Below are 15,362 nucleotides of genomic sequence, written 5' to 3'. Positions count from 1 at the left end.
ATGCTCCCAGTCTGTTGTCTCGATGGCCAGTTCAGCCGCCGAGGCCCCTAGCACGGGGTTTCCGGGCCTTCAAATGGGGGCGGGCTGGGGATTCCCCAAGGGCCGTGGTGGGATCGAGCATTGGCTGGAAGCGGAGCGGGGGCAATTGCCGTTGTGGCTGCCGATCGCGTTCGGGGCCGGCGTCGCTGCCTGGTTCCTCCTCGACGATCCGCGGCAATGGACCGGGTTTCTGTTCGCCGCGCTGGGGCTGGGGATGATCGGCGCGCTGCTCCCGGGCAGGGCCGGGCGGGCATTGCTGGTGGGCGGCCTGCTCCTCGCCGGCGGTTGCGGGTCGATCTGGTGGCGGGCGGAGCGCGTCGCCGCCCCCGTGCTGGCGCGACCGGTGGTGGCGGTGTTCGATGCCGATGTGCTGCGGGTCGACACGCTGACCGCTCGTGGGCTGGTGCGCCTTGTCCTTGCCCCGCTCGGGCGCGACGACCTTCCGCCCAAGCTGCGCGTGAACGTGGAGAAGGCGGGCGCGCCTGCCGGAATCGTGGCGGGTGCGCGGATCGCATTGCGGGCGCGGCTGGTGCCGCCGCCTGGACCGTCGGTGCCTGGTGCCTATGATTTTCGCCGGGTCGCGTGGTTCGACGGCATCGGGGCGACGGGCAAGGCGCTGGATGCAATCCGCGTGCTGCGCGTGCCCGCCCAGGCCGGGCGGGACCTGCGGGCGTCGCTCTCCGCCCATATCGAGTCGCGCCTCCCCGGAAGCGCCGGTGGCATCGCCAGCGCGCTTGCCACGGGCGACGAGGGCGCGATCAGCGAGGCTGACGGCGAGGCGATGCGGCGGGCAGGCCTTGCGCATCTCCTGTCGGTGAGCGGCCTGCACGTGACGGCGGTGACCGGCGCGGCGATGCTGGCGGTGCTGCGGCTGCTCGCGCTCAGCCCCTGGCTGGCGCTGCGCGTGCGGCTGCCTCTGGTCGCCGCGGCGGCGGGCGCGCTGGCCGCGATCGGCTATACCTGGCTTACCGGCGGGCAGGTGCCGACGATACGCTCCTGCGTCGCGGCGCTGCTGGTGCTGGTAGCACTGAGCCTGGGGCGTGAGGCCCTGACGCTGCGGCTGGTCGCGGCGGGGGCGCTGCTGGTGCTGCTGCTCTGGCCCGAGTCCGTGGCAGGCGCCAGCTTCCAGCTGAGCTTCACCGCGGTCGCGGCGATCGTCGCGCTGCACGAAAGCCCGCGCATGCGCCGCTGGTTCGAGGCGCGGGAGGAAAGCGTGGCGCGGCGCATCGCGCGCGGGGCGGGGTCGCTGCTGCTCACCGGCATCGTGGTGGAGCTGGCGCTGATGCCGATCGGCCTGTTCCACTTCCACAAGGCCGGCGTGTACGGCGCGCTGGCCAATATCGTCGCGATCCCGCTGACCACCTTCGTGGTGATGCCGCTGGAGGCGCTGGCGCTGGTTGCCGATCTGGCGGGAGTGGGCGCGCCCTTCTGGTGGCTTACCGCCAAGGCCATGGCGCTGCTGCTGGGGATCGCGCACGCCGTAGCAGACGCGCCGGGGGCGGTGGCGGCGCTTCCGATCATGCCGGCGGGTGCGTTCGCGGCCATGGTCGCGGGCGGGCTGTGGATCGGCCTGTGGCGCACGCGGGCGCGGATGCTGGGGCTGGTGCCGCTATGCCTCGGCGCGCTCTGGGCGGCGGCCACGCCGGGGCCGGACCTGCTGGTGACCGGCGACGGCCGGCACGCCGCGCTACGCATGGCGGATGGCAGTTTCGCGCTGCTGCGGGACCGCGCCGGCGACTTCACGCGCCAGGTGCTAGGAGAGAATGGCGGCGTGGAGGCGGACGCGCTGGCGGCGCTGACGGATCGCCCGGACGCACGATGCAGCCCCGATCTGTGCGTGGCGGCACTTGCCCGGCGCGGTCGGCACTGGCGGGTTGCCGCCACCCGCAGCGCGTATCCGGTCGCGTGGCGGGATCTGGTCGCGGTCTGCGCGGCGAGCGACGTGATGATCAGCGAACGCCGCCTGCCGCGCGCCTGCCACCCGCGCTGGCTGCGGCTCGACCGGGAGACTCTCGCCCGGACCGGGGGCATCGCCGTGACTTTCCCGGATGGATCGGTGCGTCGCGTCCGCGGGCGGGGCCGTCACCCATGGCTTGACCCGCCCACCGTCCAGCCCCCATTCAGCGCCGCGAAGGGAGATCGACGATGATCCGGATATTGCTTGCGGCCTCGGCACTTGGCCTGGCGTCCCCGGCGCTGGCGCAGGGAACCGACTGGGCAAAGGTCCGCGCCGAATGGAACCAGCCGGTCGCCCCGTTCCGGATCCTCGGCAACGTCCACTATGTCGGCACGGCCGGTATCGCCGCCTATCTGATCACCAGCCCGCAAGGGCATATCCTGATCGACGGCGGCATGCCCGAGAGCGCAGCGCTGATCGCCGCGAATATCGAGAAGCTGGGCTTCAAGCTGACCGACGTGAAGATCCTGCTGATCAACCATGCGCATTGGGACCATGACGGCGGCCTTGCCGAGCTCAAGCGGCGTACCGGCGCCCGACTGCTGGCGAGCGCAGCGGACACGCCGGCGCTGGAGGCGGGCAGGTCCGACTATCGCCCGGACATCTCGATCGCCGCGCCCCCGGTGAAGGTGGATGGCCAAATCAAGGACGGCGAGGAGATCCGCCTCGGCACCAACACGCTGGTCGCACATCTGACGCCGGGGCACACCAAGGGCTGCACCAGCTTCACGCTGCAGGTGCCGTCGGGCGGCGACAGTCTGACCGTGCTGTTCGCCGGCAGCCTTAGCGTCGCCGATCAGCCGCTGACGCCCGGCCATGGCTATGACGCCGCGCCTGCCGACTTCCGCGCGACCTTTGCCAAGCTGCGCGCGACCCAGGCGGATGTGTTCCTGAGCTTCCATGCCGAGCAGTTCGACCTGGCGGCCAAGCGCGCCCGGCAACTGGCGGGCGACTCCGAAGCGTTCGTCGATCCCGGCGAACTCGGGCGCCGGGTGGACGCGGCCCAAAAGGCATTCGAGGCGGCGCTGAAGGCCGAGCAGGCGCGATAACGCCGCGCCGCGGTTTAGGGCTTCGCGGCAGCGCCGATAGCCTTCGCGTCCTTGGCCTTCACGATCGTCCGGACGATCTGCGCCTGCGTGCTGCGGGCGAACGCATTGGCCGGTCCCGCATACAGGCCCCGCAGATAGCCGAGATCGAAGGCGGTCAGCTCGCCCGGCGCCTGTGTGGCATTAGCGGCGAACAGGGCGAGGATCGTGTCGGTGTCGCTCGTCTGTCCAGGACGGGCCCCGGCAAGCGCGCGCATCGCCACATAATCGGCAAGCTGGTGCGTCGTCTTGCCGACTGCCGCCGATCGCTCGATCAGCACAATGGCGGCCAGCGTGTCTTTCCGGATGGGCGCGACGATCCGGGAGGCGCTGGCGATGCGCAGCGTGCCGTCATTATTGATCCGGTCACCGTCTCGGGAGCGGATCTCGCTGTTGCTCCATGCGCGGACCGGCCCGCGTTCGTGTACGATCCTGCGGATCTCGCTCGGGGTGCGATCGCCGAAGATCCACCATTTCCGCTTCACCAGCTGGTCAATCTCGGATTGCACATCGTCCACGAACAGGACGAGCACGTTCGGCCTGCAACCGCCGCCCGCGAGCTGAAGCCCGGCCTGCTCGGCATCCGCCGCGAACCGGTCGCCGATCGCCAGCAGCGTTGCCCGGTCGAACCCGATGCTCCCGAGGCATACGGGATCGTGGAAGCGCGAAAGCGGGTCACCGGCAGGATTGGCCGGGGTGATCGCGCGGGTCAGCGCGCGTATCTCGTCTTTGGACGGCAATGGGCGGCCGGTGACGATGATGGGATCCGCCGCCGGCGTCTCCCCCTTTGGCGCTGGGGTGTTTCCCGCGGGCGGGGCGGTCTGTTGGGCCATCGCCGAGTGCGGCAGCAGCACGCCCGCAAGAAGTGCCAGAAAAGATACGCGCATCCGATCCCTCCCCGACGCCGCAGCCGGTGAAGATTGTCACAAGAAGCGGTATCAGGGAAGATCGTCGATCCGTACGACCTGTTGAATCAGATATGTTGCATCTCAATCTTCACAAGATCAGCGAAGACGGGTCGCGGGCGGGCGAACATCGCGCAAGTTCGCCCGCACCGGGGCAAAGGATCAATAACGCCGCAGCAGACCGGCCAGTCGGCCCTGCACCCGCACCTGGTCCGGGCGATAGCGCTGCGGCGAATAATCGCGGTTCGCCGGATCCAGCCGCACCATCGCGCCTTCCTTGCGGAAATATTTCAGCGTGGCTTCGGCATCGTCGATCAGCGCCACCACGATCTCGCCATCGCGCGCGGTCTCGGTGCGGCGGATCAGCGCATAGTCGCCGTCGAGAATACCGGCCTCCACCATCGAATCGCCGGCCACTTCGAGCGCATAATGTTCGCCCGCGCCGAGCAGCGCCGCCGGCACCGGCAGCATCGTCGAGCCTTCGAGCGCCTCGATCGGGGTGCCGGCGGCGATACGGCCGTGCAGCGGGATCTCCACCACGTCATTGGCGGGCGCGGGCGGCGCTACCGGTGCGGCCGCCGTCGCAGCGGGCTTTGCCACCTTTGCCGCAGGTTTGCGTTCGCCGCGCTCGGGCATGCGAAGCACCTCGAGCGCACGGGCGCGGTTGGGCAGGCGGCGGATGAACTCGCGCTCTTCCAACGCGCTGATCAAGCGGTGCACACCCGATTTCGACTTGAGGTCGAGCGCCTCTTTCATTTCCTCGAACGAGGGCGACACGCCGGTGTCGGCAAGGCGGTCGGCAATGAAGCAGATCAGCTCGTGCTGCTTGCGCGTGAGCATCCAATCCTCCGGGTCCAGAACAGACTGGGAACGTTTATGCAATGTTCCGAGGTCGTGTCAAGCGATGTCGAGGATTTCCACCGAGTCGGAGATATTTGCGGCTGGCGCATGGGGGGCGCGGACGATCAGGCAGGTGCTGCGCGCGAGGGTCCGGAGCATCGAGCTGTCCTGGATCGCAGAGGCATGGACGCGACCGTCGATCACCGCGGCGCGAAGGTAATCGGTGCGCGGGCCGTTGGCAGGGAGCGGCTCGGCCAGGATCGCGGCGCGGAGCGGCGGGAACGGGTCCGCGGCGCCGGAACGGTGCGCGATCAAGGGCTTGGCGAAGAGCAGGGCGGTCACGAAGACCGAGACGGGGTTTCCCGGCAGGCCGAGCACCACCATGTCGCCGCGTCGACCCGCCATCATCGGCTTGCCCGGGCGCAGCGCGATTCGCCAGAAGTCGATCGTCGCGCCGGCGGCTTCCAGCGCCGGGCGGACCAGGTCGTGATCGCCGACCGAGGCGCCGCCGCTGGTCACCAGCAGGTCGGCCTGCACGTCGGCGAAGGTACGGGTCAGCGCATCAAGGTCGTCGGGCAGGATGCCGAGATCGACGATCTCCACCGGCAGATCGGCGAACTGCGCGGCGAGCATGGTGCGGTTCGATTCGGGAAGCTGTGCGGGGCCGATGGCGGCCCCAGGTGCTACCAGCTCGTCGCCGGTCGCGGCGATGGCGACGCGGAGCTTGCGGTGCACCGGGATCGTCGCGTGCCCCCCGATCGCGGCGAGCGCGATCCGCGCGGGCGTCAGGCGCTCGCCCGTGGCGATCAGCGTCTCGCCCTCGGCGAAATCGAGGCCGCGACGGCGGGTGTTGCGGCCGGGATATGCCGGGCCTTCCCCGGCGAGCATCAGGCGGTCTCCCTCTCGCGCGGCTTCTTCCTGGATCAGCACGGTGTCCGCGCCGGGCGGCATCGGCGCGCCGGTGAAGATGCGGACGGCTGCGCCGGGCGTGACGCTGCCGGGAAAGCCGGCGCCTGCCGCGCTCTCGCCGATCACGGTCCAGGGGCCCGGAAGGTCGGCGAAGCGGAGCGCATAGCCGTCCATTGCCGACAGATCGGTTTCGGGCTGGGTGCGGCGCGCCACCACGGGCTCCGCCGCCCAGCGGCCGATCGCCTTCGCCAGGCGCACCCGTTCGACAGGCGTGCGATCGGCGAGCGCGAGCAGCCGTGCCTGGGCATCGGCGATGGGGAGAAGTGCCATGGCCCGCGCTTGGCGGCGTGCGGCCGCCGATGCAAGCGGCTTCAGCCGGTTCGACGGCTTGCGGTGAGCAGACGGAGGTCGCTGTCGCGCAGCGGCATGCGGAATTCGGCCAGCGTGCGGCCGTGTCGGGCCCGCACGACCCGCGCCGGACCCCCGCCGATCTCGGGCAGGGCGATCCAGAGCGCGGCACCGGCACCGAAGTCCTGCCGCGCCTCGAACTCCACCTGTTGCGCGGTGAGCGCATGAATACGGCAGTTCCACCAGCGCACGCCTTCGCGGACCCGGCCGGGCAGATCGAGCCGCAGCGCCAGCTTGTCCTGCAGCAGTCCGTCCAGCTCGCTGCCGCCCGCCTGGGAACCGGGTGCCTGCTGGATGCCGCGCAGCCAGGGGAACAGCGTCTGCCAGCCCAGCTCCTCACTGAAGACGATGCCGGCGGTCTCGCCCGCGATCCAGCGCACCGTGCCGTCGAGCGGGCGCAGCCCGTCGAAGGTGAGCTGCACCGCTTCGTCGACGCCAAGCCCGCGTGCCTCGACGCCGACGCCGCCCTGCGAGATGTCGCGCGTGCGGAGCTGCTCGACCTCGCCGCCGCGATGCACGCCGACGGTGTGGCGCAACTCGATTCGCGGCAGGCGGCGACGCTCGGCCGTCGCGCGGGCGAGATTGCGGGCGACCATGCCCAGCACGTCCACCGGCGTGTCGAACGCGAGCCCCGCTTCGACGCCATCGGACCAGAGCGTCCGGCCGATCAGCGGCTCGGCAGTGCCGAAATGTAGCTGGATCGGGACGGACTCGGCCAATTCCCGCTCGATGCGCAGCCGCGCGCCGGCGCGGCCGATCCAGTGGATGCCGCAGTCGACAAGCTCGCCGCCCGAGGCGAGTTGGCCCGTATCCAGCCCGTCCCCCAGCACCGCGAGCGGTGCGCGCGGTGCCGGCAGGTCGTGCGTGAGGCTGAAGATCGTCGCGGACGTGCGCCCCGTATCCATCTGATTATCCCGTCCGAAGGCGGATACCATGCGGGCGGGGGGCTGAAATGGTCGTTAAGCGGAAGGGTTGCGAAAAGCCTAACGGCGGCTCAGGCGTCGCGCAGCCCCACGCCCATCGCCGCGCGCGCCTGCTCGGACTCGGACGAGACGACCGGATAGGCGCAATAGTCCGCGGCATAATAGGCGCTGGGCCGATGATTGCCCGACCAGCCCACGCCGCCGAACGGCGCGGCCGAGGAGGCGCCGTTGGTCGGCTTGTTCCAGTTGACGATACCCGCGCGAATATTCGCCCAGAACTGGTCGTAGAGCCGGGGATCCTGGCTCACCAGGCTGGCGGAGAGGCCATAGCGGGTGTCGTTTGCCTCCGCGATCGCCTCTTCGAAGCTCGTCTTGCGGAACACTTGGAGGATCGGGCCGAACAGCTCGACATCCACCTTCTCGCGCGCCTCGGTCATGTCGACCATGCCGGGGGTGAGGAACGGGCGGTTCTCGATCGGCCTTTCCATATGGCGCAGCGGACGGCCGCCCATGGTGGAGAGGGTGAGAAAGCTCTCGGTCAGCATGTCGGCGGTGTTGTTGTCGATCACCGGGCCCATGAAGGGCTGGGGATCGGCATGCGGCTCGCCGATGATCAGCCGGCCGATCAGCTTGTTGAGCTCGGCCATCAGCGGCTCGAACAGTTTCTCGTCGACGATCAGCCGGCGCGCCGCGGTGCAGCGCTGGCCAGCGGTGGTGAAGGCCGACTGCACCACCAGCACCGCGGCGGAATAGAGGTCCGGCGTATTCCACACGAGGATCGGGTTGTTGCCGCCCATCTCCAGTGCCAGGATCTTCTCGGGGCGCGCGGCGAACTGGCGGTTGAGCGCGATGCCGGTGTTGGCCGAGCCGGTGAAGAGAAGGCCGTCGATGTCCGGGTGGCTGGCCAGCGCCTTGCCCTGGTCCGGGCCGCCGATCAGCAGGCGGATACAGCCTTCGGGAATGCCCGCGGCGTGGAAGCATTCGACGAGGAAGGCGCCGCTGGCGGGCGTCTTCTCCGACGGCTTGAACACCACCGCGTTGCCGGCGAGCAGCGCGGGGACGATATGCCCGTTGGGCAGATGCGCGGGGAAGTTATAGGGGCCCAGCACCGCCAGCACGCCGTGCGGCTTGTGGCGCAGCGCGAGGCGGGTGTTCATCGGCGCTTCGATCCGGCGCTGGCCGGTCCGCTCCGAATAGCTGGTGACCGAGATGTCGACCTTGGCGATCACCGTCTCGACCTCGGTGCGCGCTTCCCATAGCGGCTTGCCGGTCTCGCGGGCGAGCAGGTCGGTAAAGGCGTCGGCGCGCTGGCGCACGACATTGGCGAAGCGGCGCAGCGCCTCGATCCGTACGGCGAGCGGCCGCGCCGCCCAGGCGGCCCAGCTGGCGCGGGCGATGGCAACTTCGGTATCCGCATCCCCGATCGGGTGGCGCCACAGCACGGCGCCGGTTGCGGGTTCGGTCGAAAGGAGTTCCTGGTCCGGCATGGGCCTTCTGTATTTCTGGTTCGTTGCCCCTGTTACGATCGCTTTGCCCGATTTCGCGGCGCTAGGCCAGAGCCTCGCCCATCACCCGGATCGCCGCCACCTTGGCGTGGAGCGGCGCCCAGTCGTCGTGCTCGGCGATGGCGGACCAGAGCGATTCGACCTCGTCGATCAGCATCGAACAGGGCTCGCCGCGCCAATAGCCATGGTCGCGGGGCTTGCGCGGGCGATAGTCGGCGAGGCGGCTGCGGACCTCGGCAAACTCTGCGCCATAGCTTGCGGGCAGGCTGCCGCCGAATGCGTCGAAATAGAAACGGTGGAGCAGCGTGCCGGTCTGGTTGAGCGCCACCTCCACCGCTTCGGTCAGCGCGCGGTCGCTGGCCTCGTCGCGCCGCTGGACGCCGAGGCGCCAGAGCACGGCCTCGGCTTCCGCGCGATGATAAGCGGGGGCAAAGCCCTCCAGCGCGACGATCAGCGGCGCTTCCTCGGCGATCAGCCGCAGCGAGATGGCGAGCTGCATCACGTCCCAATAGATCGCCTCGGGCTGGCGACCAAAGGCATAGAGGCCGTTCTGGTCGAAATAGGCCGCGGTGAAGTTCGCCGCCCAGCTGGGGGCGAAGCGCCAGGGGCCATAGTCGAAGCTTTCCCCGGTGACGTTGATATTGTCGCTGTTGAGCACCCCGTGGACGAAGCCGGCCGCCATGAACTGCCCCGCCAGCCGCGCGGTGCGGGCGACGACATGGGTGAGCAGGCGCTCCGGTGCATCCGGCCCGTCGTCCTCGCCGAAATAGTGGCGCAGCACATAGCCGGTGAGCTTCCGCAGCCCTTCCTCGTCCTGGAAATAGGCGAGGCGCTGGAACACGCCGATGCGGATATGGCCATGGTTGAGCCGCACCAGCACCGCGGAGCGGGTGGGGGAGGGCTCGTCGCCGCGATGGAGCGATTCGCCCGTTTCGACCAGCGAGAAGGTGCGGCTGGTCTCGACGCCCAGCGCTTCCAGCATCTCGGTGGCGAGGATCTCGCGCACGCCGCCCTTCAGGGTGAGCCGCCCGTCGCCGAAACGGCTGTACGGTGTCTGCCCCGATCCCTTGGTGCCGAGGTCCATCAGCCGGCCGGCATCGTCGGTCATCTGCGCGAACAGGAAGCCGCGGCCGTCGCCGATCTCGGGATTGTACACGCGGAACTGGTGGCCGTGATAGCGCAGCGCCAGCGGCTGCGGCAGGCTGCCCGCGAGCGGCTCGAACCGCGCGAAATGGGCGAGCCATTCGGCATCGCTCAGCCCCGCCAGCCCCACGGTCGCGGCGGCGCGGTCGTTGCGGAAGCGGAGGATCGTCTGGGGGAAGCGCGCGGGCGCCACCGGATCGTAGAAGCCATCCCCTAGTTCGAGGATCGCCTGTTGCGGAGCAAAGGCCATGCGGCGATATGGGGCGCGATGGATGCTCGGCGCAACTACTCCGATGGCGTTTGGTGGTCGAAAGACGGCCTGCGGCTGCATTATCGCGACTATCCGGGGCGCGACGACCGCCCGCCGCTGATCTGCTTCCCGGGCCTCACCCGCAATGCGCGCGACTTCGCCGACCTCGCCGCGCGTTTCTCGGGCGCGTGGCGGGTGCTCTGCGTCGAGTTTCGCGGCCGGGGCGAGAGCGCCTATGCCAAGGACCCGATGAGCTATGTCCCGCTCGTCTATCTGCAGGATGTCGAGGCGCTGCTCGCCGAGCTCAAGATCGAGAAGTTCGTCGCGGTCGGCACCTCGCTTGGTGGCATCGTGACGATGCTGCTCGCGGCGACCGACGGCGGCAAGCTGGCCGGCGCGGTGCTCAACGATGTCGGGCCGGAGCTGAACCCGGCGGGCCTCGCGCGGATCCGCACCTATGTCGGCAAGCAGGTCTGGTACCCGACCTGGATGCACGCGGCGCGCGGCGTCGCCGAAGCGAATGCGGACGTCTACCCGGACTACCGGATCGAGGACTGGCTGGCGATGGCCAAGCGGCTCCTCCGGGTGAACAGCCAGGGCCGCATCGTGCTCGACTATGACATGAAGATCGCCGAGCCGTTCCGCGTACCGGGCAACGAGGCAGGGCCGGACATGTGGCCGACGATCGACGCGCTCGCCGGCCGCCCGCTGCTGGTGGTGCGCGGGGAGCGATCGGACATCCTGCGTGCGGAGACGGCGGAGAAGATGGTCGCGCGGGTTCCGGGCGCCGAGCTGGTGACGGTGGCCGGGGTGGGCCATGCCCCGACGCTCGATGAACCGGAAGCGGTGGCGGGGATCGAGCGGCTGTTGGCGGAGATCGCCTGAGATCCTCCCCGGAACGGGGAGGGGGACCGCCGCCGAAGGCGGTGGTGGAGGGGGCTCGCCACAAGGGATGTCGATTGCCGCACTCCCCCTCCACCAAGCCGCTGCGCGTCTTGGACCCCCTCCCCGTGCCGGGGAGGATCTTTAGCCGATGACGCCGCCGCAATCGCCCGCTACATCCCGGGCCCCATGTCGATCCATATCCTCCATCTTCATTCGACCTTCGCGCTCGGCGGCAAGGAAGCGCGGGCGGTGCAGCTGATGAACGCCTTTGGGGACCGCGCGCGGCACACCATCGTCTCGGCGATGCCCGACCAGCTCGGTGCGCGCGAGGCCATCGACAAGCACATCAAATACGAGATCGCGCTCGATCCGCCGCCGCTCACCGGCAGGCCTTCGGTCAAGCGGTACGAGGCGATCGCGCGGTTCATGCGGCGCTTCGATCTGGTGCTCACCTATAATTGGGGCGCGATCGACGGCGTGATGGCGGCGCGGGTGTTCGGCAAGAGCCTGCCGCCGATCATCCACCACGAGGACGGGTTCAACGCCGACGAGGCGGAGAAGCTGAGCACCGTCCGCAACATGTACCGCCGCATGGCGCTGCCGGCCGCCAATGCGCTCGTGGTGCCGTCCGAAAAGCTCGAACAGGTCGCGATCAAGTTCTGGAAGCAGCCCGCCGAGCGACTGGTCCGCATCGACAACGGCGTATCGGTGGCGCGCTATGCCGGCCCGCTCGATCCCTCGCTGCTGCCGATGCTCGCCAAGCGCCGCGAAGGCGAAGTGTTCATCGCCTGCCTCGCCGGGCTGCGGCCGGTGAAGGACCTGCCGATGCTGGTCCGCGCCGTCGCGGGCATGAGCGCGCGGTTCAAGCTGGTGATCCTGGGCGAGGGGCCGGAACGCCAGGCGATCCTCGATCAGGCGGAAAGCATGGCAGTGGAAGAGCAGGTATTCCTGCCCGGCTTCCTGCCCGATCCGCAGCGCTATCTGGGGCTGTTCGACATCTTCGCGCTGTCGTCCCGAAGCGAGCAGGCGCCGGTTTCGGTGCTGGAGGCGATGGCGGCCGGGCTGCCGATCGTCGCGCCCGAGGTAGGGGATATTGCGGCGATGGTGTCCGAGCCCAATCGCCGGTATCTTTCCGCCGATCGGACCGAGGTATCGTTGCGCGATCGGCTGGACGCGCTCGCCAAGCACCCCGACGAACGCCGCTATGTGGGGGGTGCGAACCGGGTGCGCGCTGCCGCGTTGTACGACGAAGCCGCGATGGTCGCGGCCTATGCGCGGCTCTATGCCCAGGCGATGGGACGGCCGGGCGCGCTGGGCTGAGGCGGGCCCGGCATGATTTGTTACTCGCTTGTTGCGGCCGTTCCGGCTAGCGTCGCGCGGCAATTTTTGTGGAGGCAATGTGTTCAAGGGTCTTTCGCCCATCAACTATAACGGCCGTGAGGTCTGGCCGCTGGTCGAGGGTGGGAAGGGCGTCGCAGCGACCAACCATGCGAGCGCGGGGGCCTGGGCGGCCGCCGGCGGCATCGGCACGGTCAGCGCGGTCAACGCCGACAGCTATGACGCGGATGGCAAGATCATCCCGCAGATCTACCGTGCCCTCACGCGCCGCGAGCGCCACGAAGAGCTGATCCAATATGCCATCGAAGGCGCCGTCCAGCAGGTGAAAAAGGCGTTCGAGATCGCCGGCGGCAAGGGCGCGATCAACATCAACGTGCTCTGGGAAATGGGCGGCGCCCAGCGCGTCCTCCAGGGCGTGCTGGAGCGGACCAAGGGCATGGTCGCGGGTGTCACCTGCGGTGCGGGCATGCCCTACAAGCTCAGCGAGATCGCGGCGCACCACGAGGTGAGCTACCTGCCGATCGTCAGCTCGGGCCGCGCCTTCCGCGCGCTGTGGAAGCGGGCCTATTCGAAGGCGCAGCAATGGCTGGCAGCGGTGGTCTATGAGGATCCCTGGCTCGCCGGCGGGCATAACGGCCTGTCCAATGCCGAGGACCCGCGCGCGCCGCAGGATCCCTATCCGCGCGTCAAGGCGCTGCGCGAGGTGATGCGCGAGGGCGGGCTGCCGGACAGCGTGCCGATCGTGATGGCCGGCGGCGTCTGGTATCTGCGCGACTGGAACGACTGGATCGACAATCCGGAGCTGGGTGCGATCGCCTTCCAGTTCGGCACGCGCCCGCTGCTGACGCAGGAAAGCCCGATCCCCGAAGGCTGGAAGGCCAAGCTGATGGAGATCGAGGAAGGCGACGTGCTGCTGCATCGCTTCTCGCCGACCGGCTTCTATTCCAGCGCGGTGCGCAACCCGTTCCTGCGCCATCTCGAAGCGCGCAGCGAGCGCCAGATCCCCTATTCGACCGAGGCGGCGGGCGACCACACCTTCCAGCTCGACGTCGGCGTGAAGGGCAAGAATTTCTGGGTGACGCGCAACGACCTGCTGCGCGCGCGCGAGTGGCATGGCTTGGGCTTCACCAGCGCGCTCAAGACGCCGGACAACACGCTGGTGTTCGTGACCTCCGAGGACCAGCAGATCATCCGCAAGGACCAGGCCGACTGCATGGGCTGCCTCAGCCAGTGCCAGTTCTCGTCCTGGGCGGATAGCGAGACCAACTCGACCGGCCGCCTGGCCGATCCGCGCAGCTTCTGCATCCAGAAGACGCTGCAGGACATCGCCCATGGCGGCGATACCGACCAGAACCTGATGTTCGCCGGCCACGCCGCGTACAACTTCAAGCGCGATCCCTTCTATTCGAACGGGTTCGTGCCGACGGTGAAGCAGCTGGTCGACCGGATCCTGACCGGGGATTGAGGGGCGAACTTCTAGCCCCTCCTCCTTGGAGGAGGGGTTGGGGGTGGAGGGATTCCGGAACGTCTGCTGGTCTCTGCGAGACTCTGCCCCACCCCAACCCCTCCCCTGAAGGGGAGGGGCTTAAGGGAAGTTCACAACCACCCCTCGAACACCTGATCCGGCGGGCGGTGGCCATCGGCCCAGCTGCGGATATTGGCGATGACCTTCATCCCCATCGCCTCGCGTGCCTCGAAGGTTGCCGAGCCGAGATGCGGCAGCAGCACGACATTCTCCAGCGCCATGAGCCCAGGGTCGACCCTGGGCTCGTCGACATAGACGTCGAGCCCGGCCCCCGCGATCCGGCGCTCCTGCAGCGCCGTCAGCAGCGCCTCCGGATCGACGATCTCGCCGCGCGCGGTGTTGACCAGCCAAGCCTCCGGCCCGAGCAGGTCGAGCCGCCGCGCGTCGATCAGCCCGCTGGTGGTGGCGGTGTGCGGTGTATGGATCGTCAGGATATCGATCGCTTCGAGCATCGCGTCGAGATCGTCGTGATAGGTGGCGCCCAGCTGGTGCTCGAGCACCTCATGGACCCGGTGCCGCCCGTGATAATGGATCTGCAGCCCGAAGGCGCGCGCACGCTGCGCCACGGCCTGGCCGATCCGTCCCATGCCGAGGATGCCGAGCTTGCGTCCGCCGATCCGATGGCCGCGCATGCTGGTCGGGCTCCAGCCGCGCCACGCGCCCGAGCGGACCAGCTTGTCGCCCTCGACCAATCGCCGCGGCACCGCGAGGATCAGCGCCATCGCCATGTCGGCGGTATCGTCGGTCAGCACGCCCGGCGTGTTGGTGACGATGATACCGCGGGCGCGCGCGGCCTTGAGGTCGATATGGCCGACGCCTGCGCCGTAGTTGGCGATCAAGCGCAGGCGGTCGGGTGCGGCGGCGATCAGATCGGCGGTGATCCGGTCGGTGACGGTGGGGACCAGCACATCGGCATCGGCCATCGCGGCGGCGAGCCCGGCGGCGTCCATCGGCATATCGTCGGGGTTGGCAACCGATTCGAACAGTTCCGCCATCCGCGCTTCGCTGGCATGCGGCAGCGCGCGGGTGAGGATCACCCGGGGGCGGGACGGTCGCTTGGGATCGGCCATGGCAATGGATTGGCGGGTGCGGGCGGCGCAGTCAACGGTTGAAGCGCGCGGCGGGCTGGTCGATAGACGGCGCATGCAGCATCGGCGTCTCTCGATCGAACTTTCGGCTCTGGCGCTCGTCGCGCTGGCCACGCCCGCACAGGCGGAGCGCAAGCCGCCTTATTATGCGTCGCTCAAGGCGAGCAAGGCGCGGATGCGCAGCGGGCCGGGGCGCAACTATCCCACCAGCTGGTTCTACCAGCGGCGCGGGCTGCCGATGAAGGTGCTGGCCAGCTACGGCGCCTGGGTGAAGGTCCGTGATCCCGACGGCGCCGAAGGCTGGATGCAGGCCAACCTGCTCGACGACAAGCGCAGCGCGATCGTGGTGGGGGGCGTGGCCGAACTGCACAGCAGCCCGTCCGGGGATTCGCACATCAGCTGGCGGGCGGCGCCGGGCGTGGTCGGCAAGATCAGCGCGTGCAGCGGCGGCTGGTGCTGGTTCGATGCCGGCGGGCGTGCCGGCTATGTCGCGCAGGCGCGGATCTGGGGTACCGAGCCGGGCGAAACGGTGCGGTAAATACGGCTCTCAAGCCCCTCCCCT

General features: G+C 69.3%; 13 protein-coding genes. 6 read left to right on the top strand and 7 right to left on the bottom strand.

The features are described 5' to 3' along the window. The first annotated feature begins 73 nt into the window (after positions 1–73). Both S2M10_RS10970 and bla read left to right on the top strand, forming a co-directional pair. Entirely contained in the window at positions 74–2,188 is a 2,115-nt protein-coding gene (locus S2M10_RS10970) for a ComEC/Rec2 family competence protein (RefSeq protein ID WP_211090996.1), read from the top strand. Continuing rightward, positions 2,185–3,045, top strand: coding sequence for a subclass B3 metallo-beta-lactamase (gene bla / locus S2M10_RS10965; RefSeq protein ID WP_168846085.1), 861 nt, complete (start codon positions 2,185–2,187; stop codon positions 3,043–3,045). Before S2M10_RS10970 ends, bla begins: the two co-directional genes overlap by 4 nt. Positions 3,046–3,059: 14 nt before the next feature. Here bla and S2M10_RS10960 read toward each other — a convergent pair whose 3' ends face one another. From S2M10_RS10960 to S2M10_RS10935, 6 genes are all read right to left on the bottom strand, one after another. After that, a complete protein-coding gene (locus S2M10_RS10960; RefSeq protein WP_168846084.1) occupies positions 3,060–3,968 on the bottom strand; it encodes a hypothetical protein in 909 nt (302 codons plus the stop codon). Between the two features lie 180 nt (positions 3,969–4,148). Then, positions 4,149–4,826 carry a transcriptional repressor LexA gene (lexA, locus tag S2M10_RS10955; RefSeq protein ID WP_168846083.1) on the bottom strand — a complete coding sequence of 226 codons (678 nt, stop codon included), beginning with the start codon at positions 4,824–4,826 and terminating at the stop codon, positions 4,149–4,151. Positions 4,827–4,883: 57 nt separating this feature from the next. Beyond that, positions 4,884–6,065, bottom strand: coding sequence for a gephyrin-like molybdotransferase Glp (gene glp, locus S2M10_RS10950; protein ID WP_168846082.1), 1,182 nt, complete (start codon positions 6,063–6,065; stop codon positions 4,884–4,886). Positions 6,066–6,106: 41 nt separating this feature from the next. Then, entirely contained in the window at positions 6,107–7,048 is a 942-nt protein-coding gene (locus tag S2M10_RS10945) for a PilZ domain-containing protein (protein ID WP_247650750.1), read from the bottom strand. Positions 7,049–7,137: 89 nt separating this feature from the next. Next, positions 7,138–8,553, bottom strand: a complete 1,416-nt coding sequence (astD, locus tag S2M10_RS10940) for a succinylglutamate-semialdehyde dehydrogenase (RefSeq protein WP_168846080.1) — start codon at positions 8,551–8,553, stop codon at positions 7,138–7,140. Between the two features lie 61 nt (positions 8,554–8,614). Further along, on the bottom strand, positions 8,615–9,964 hold the full coding sequence (locus S2M10_RS10935) for a protein adenylyltransferase SelO family protein (protein WP_168846079.1): 1,350 nt from the start codon (positions 9,962–9,964) through the stop codon (positions 8,615–8,617). Between the two features lie 18 nt (positions 9,965–9,982). Between S2M10_RS10935 and S2M10_RS10930 the strand changes: the two genes are divergently transcribed. The 3 genes from S2M10_RS10930 (at position 9,983) to S2M10_RS10920 (ending at position 13,652) form a co-directional block, all read left to right on the top strand. Then, complete coding sequence (locus S2M10_RS10930) at positions 9,983–10,849, top strand: alpha/beta hydrolase (RefSeq protein WP_168846078.1); 867 nt, start codon at positions 9,983–9,985, stop codon at positions 10,847–10,849. Between the two features lie 186 nt (positions 10,850–11,035). Next, positions 11,036–12,169 carry a glycosyltransferase family 4 protein gene (locus tag S2M10_RS10925; RefSeq protein ID WP_168846077.1) on the top strand — a complete coding sequence of 378 codons (1,134 nt, stop codon included), beginning with the start codon at positions 11,036–11,038 and terminating at the stop codon, positions 12,167–12,169. A gap of 79 nt (positions 12,170–12,248) precedes the next feature. Beyond that, positions 12,249–13,652, top strand: a complete 1,404-nt coding sequence (locus S2M10_RS10920) for a nitronate monooxygenase (RefSeq protein ID WP_168846076.1) — start codon at positions 12,249–12,251, stop codon at positions 13,650–13,652. A gap of 131 nt (positions 13,653–13,783) precedes the next feature. On the opposite strand, the gene S2M10_RS10915 is transcribed toward S2M10_RS10920, so the two are convergent. Continuing rightward, complete coding sequence (locus S2M10_RS10915) at positions 13,784–14,782, bottom strand: D-glycerate dehydrogenase (RefSeq protein ID WP_168846075.1); 999 nt, start codon at positions 14,780–14,782, stop codon at positions 13,784–13,786. A 73-nt stretch (positions 14,783–14,855) separates the two neighbouring features. Here S2M10_RS10915 and S2M10_RS10910 point away from each other — a divergent pair, with 73 nt between their 5' ends. Continuing rightward, a complete protein-coding gene (locus tag S2M10_RS10910; RefSeq protein ID WP_168846074.1) occupies positions 14,856–15,338 on the top strand; it encodes an SH3 domain-containing protein in 483 nt (160 codons plus the stop codon). The last annotated feature ends 24 nt before the right edge of the window (positions 15,339–15,362 follow it).

Source organism: Sphingomonas sp. S2M10, assembly GCF_012650175.1.
In the GTDB taxonomy this organism is placed as follows: Bacteria; Pseudomonadota; Alphaproteobacteria; order Sphingomonadales; family Sphingomonadaceae; genus Sphingomonas.
This window is presented reverse-complemented; position numbering and strand designations above follow the sequence as displayed.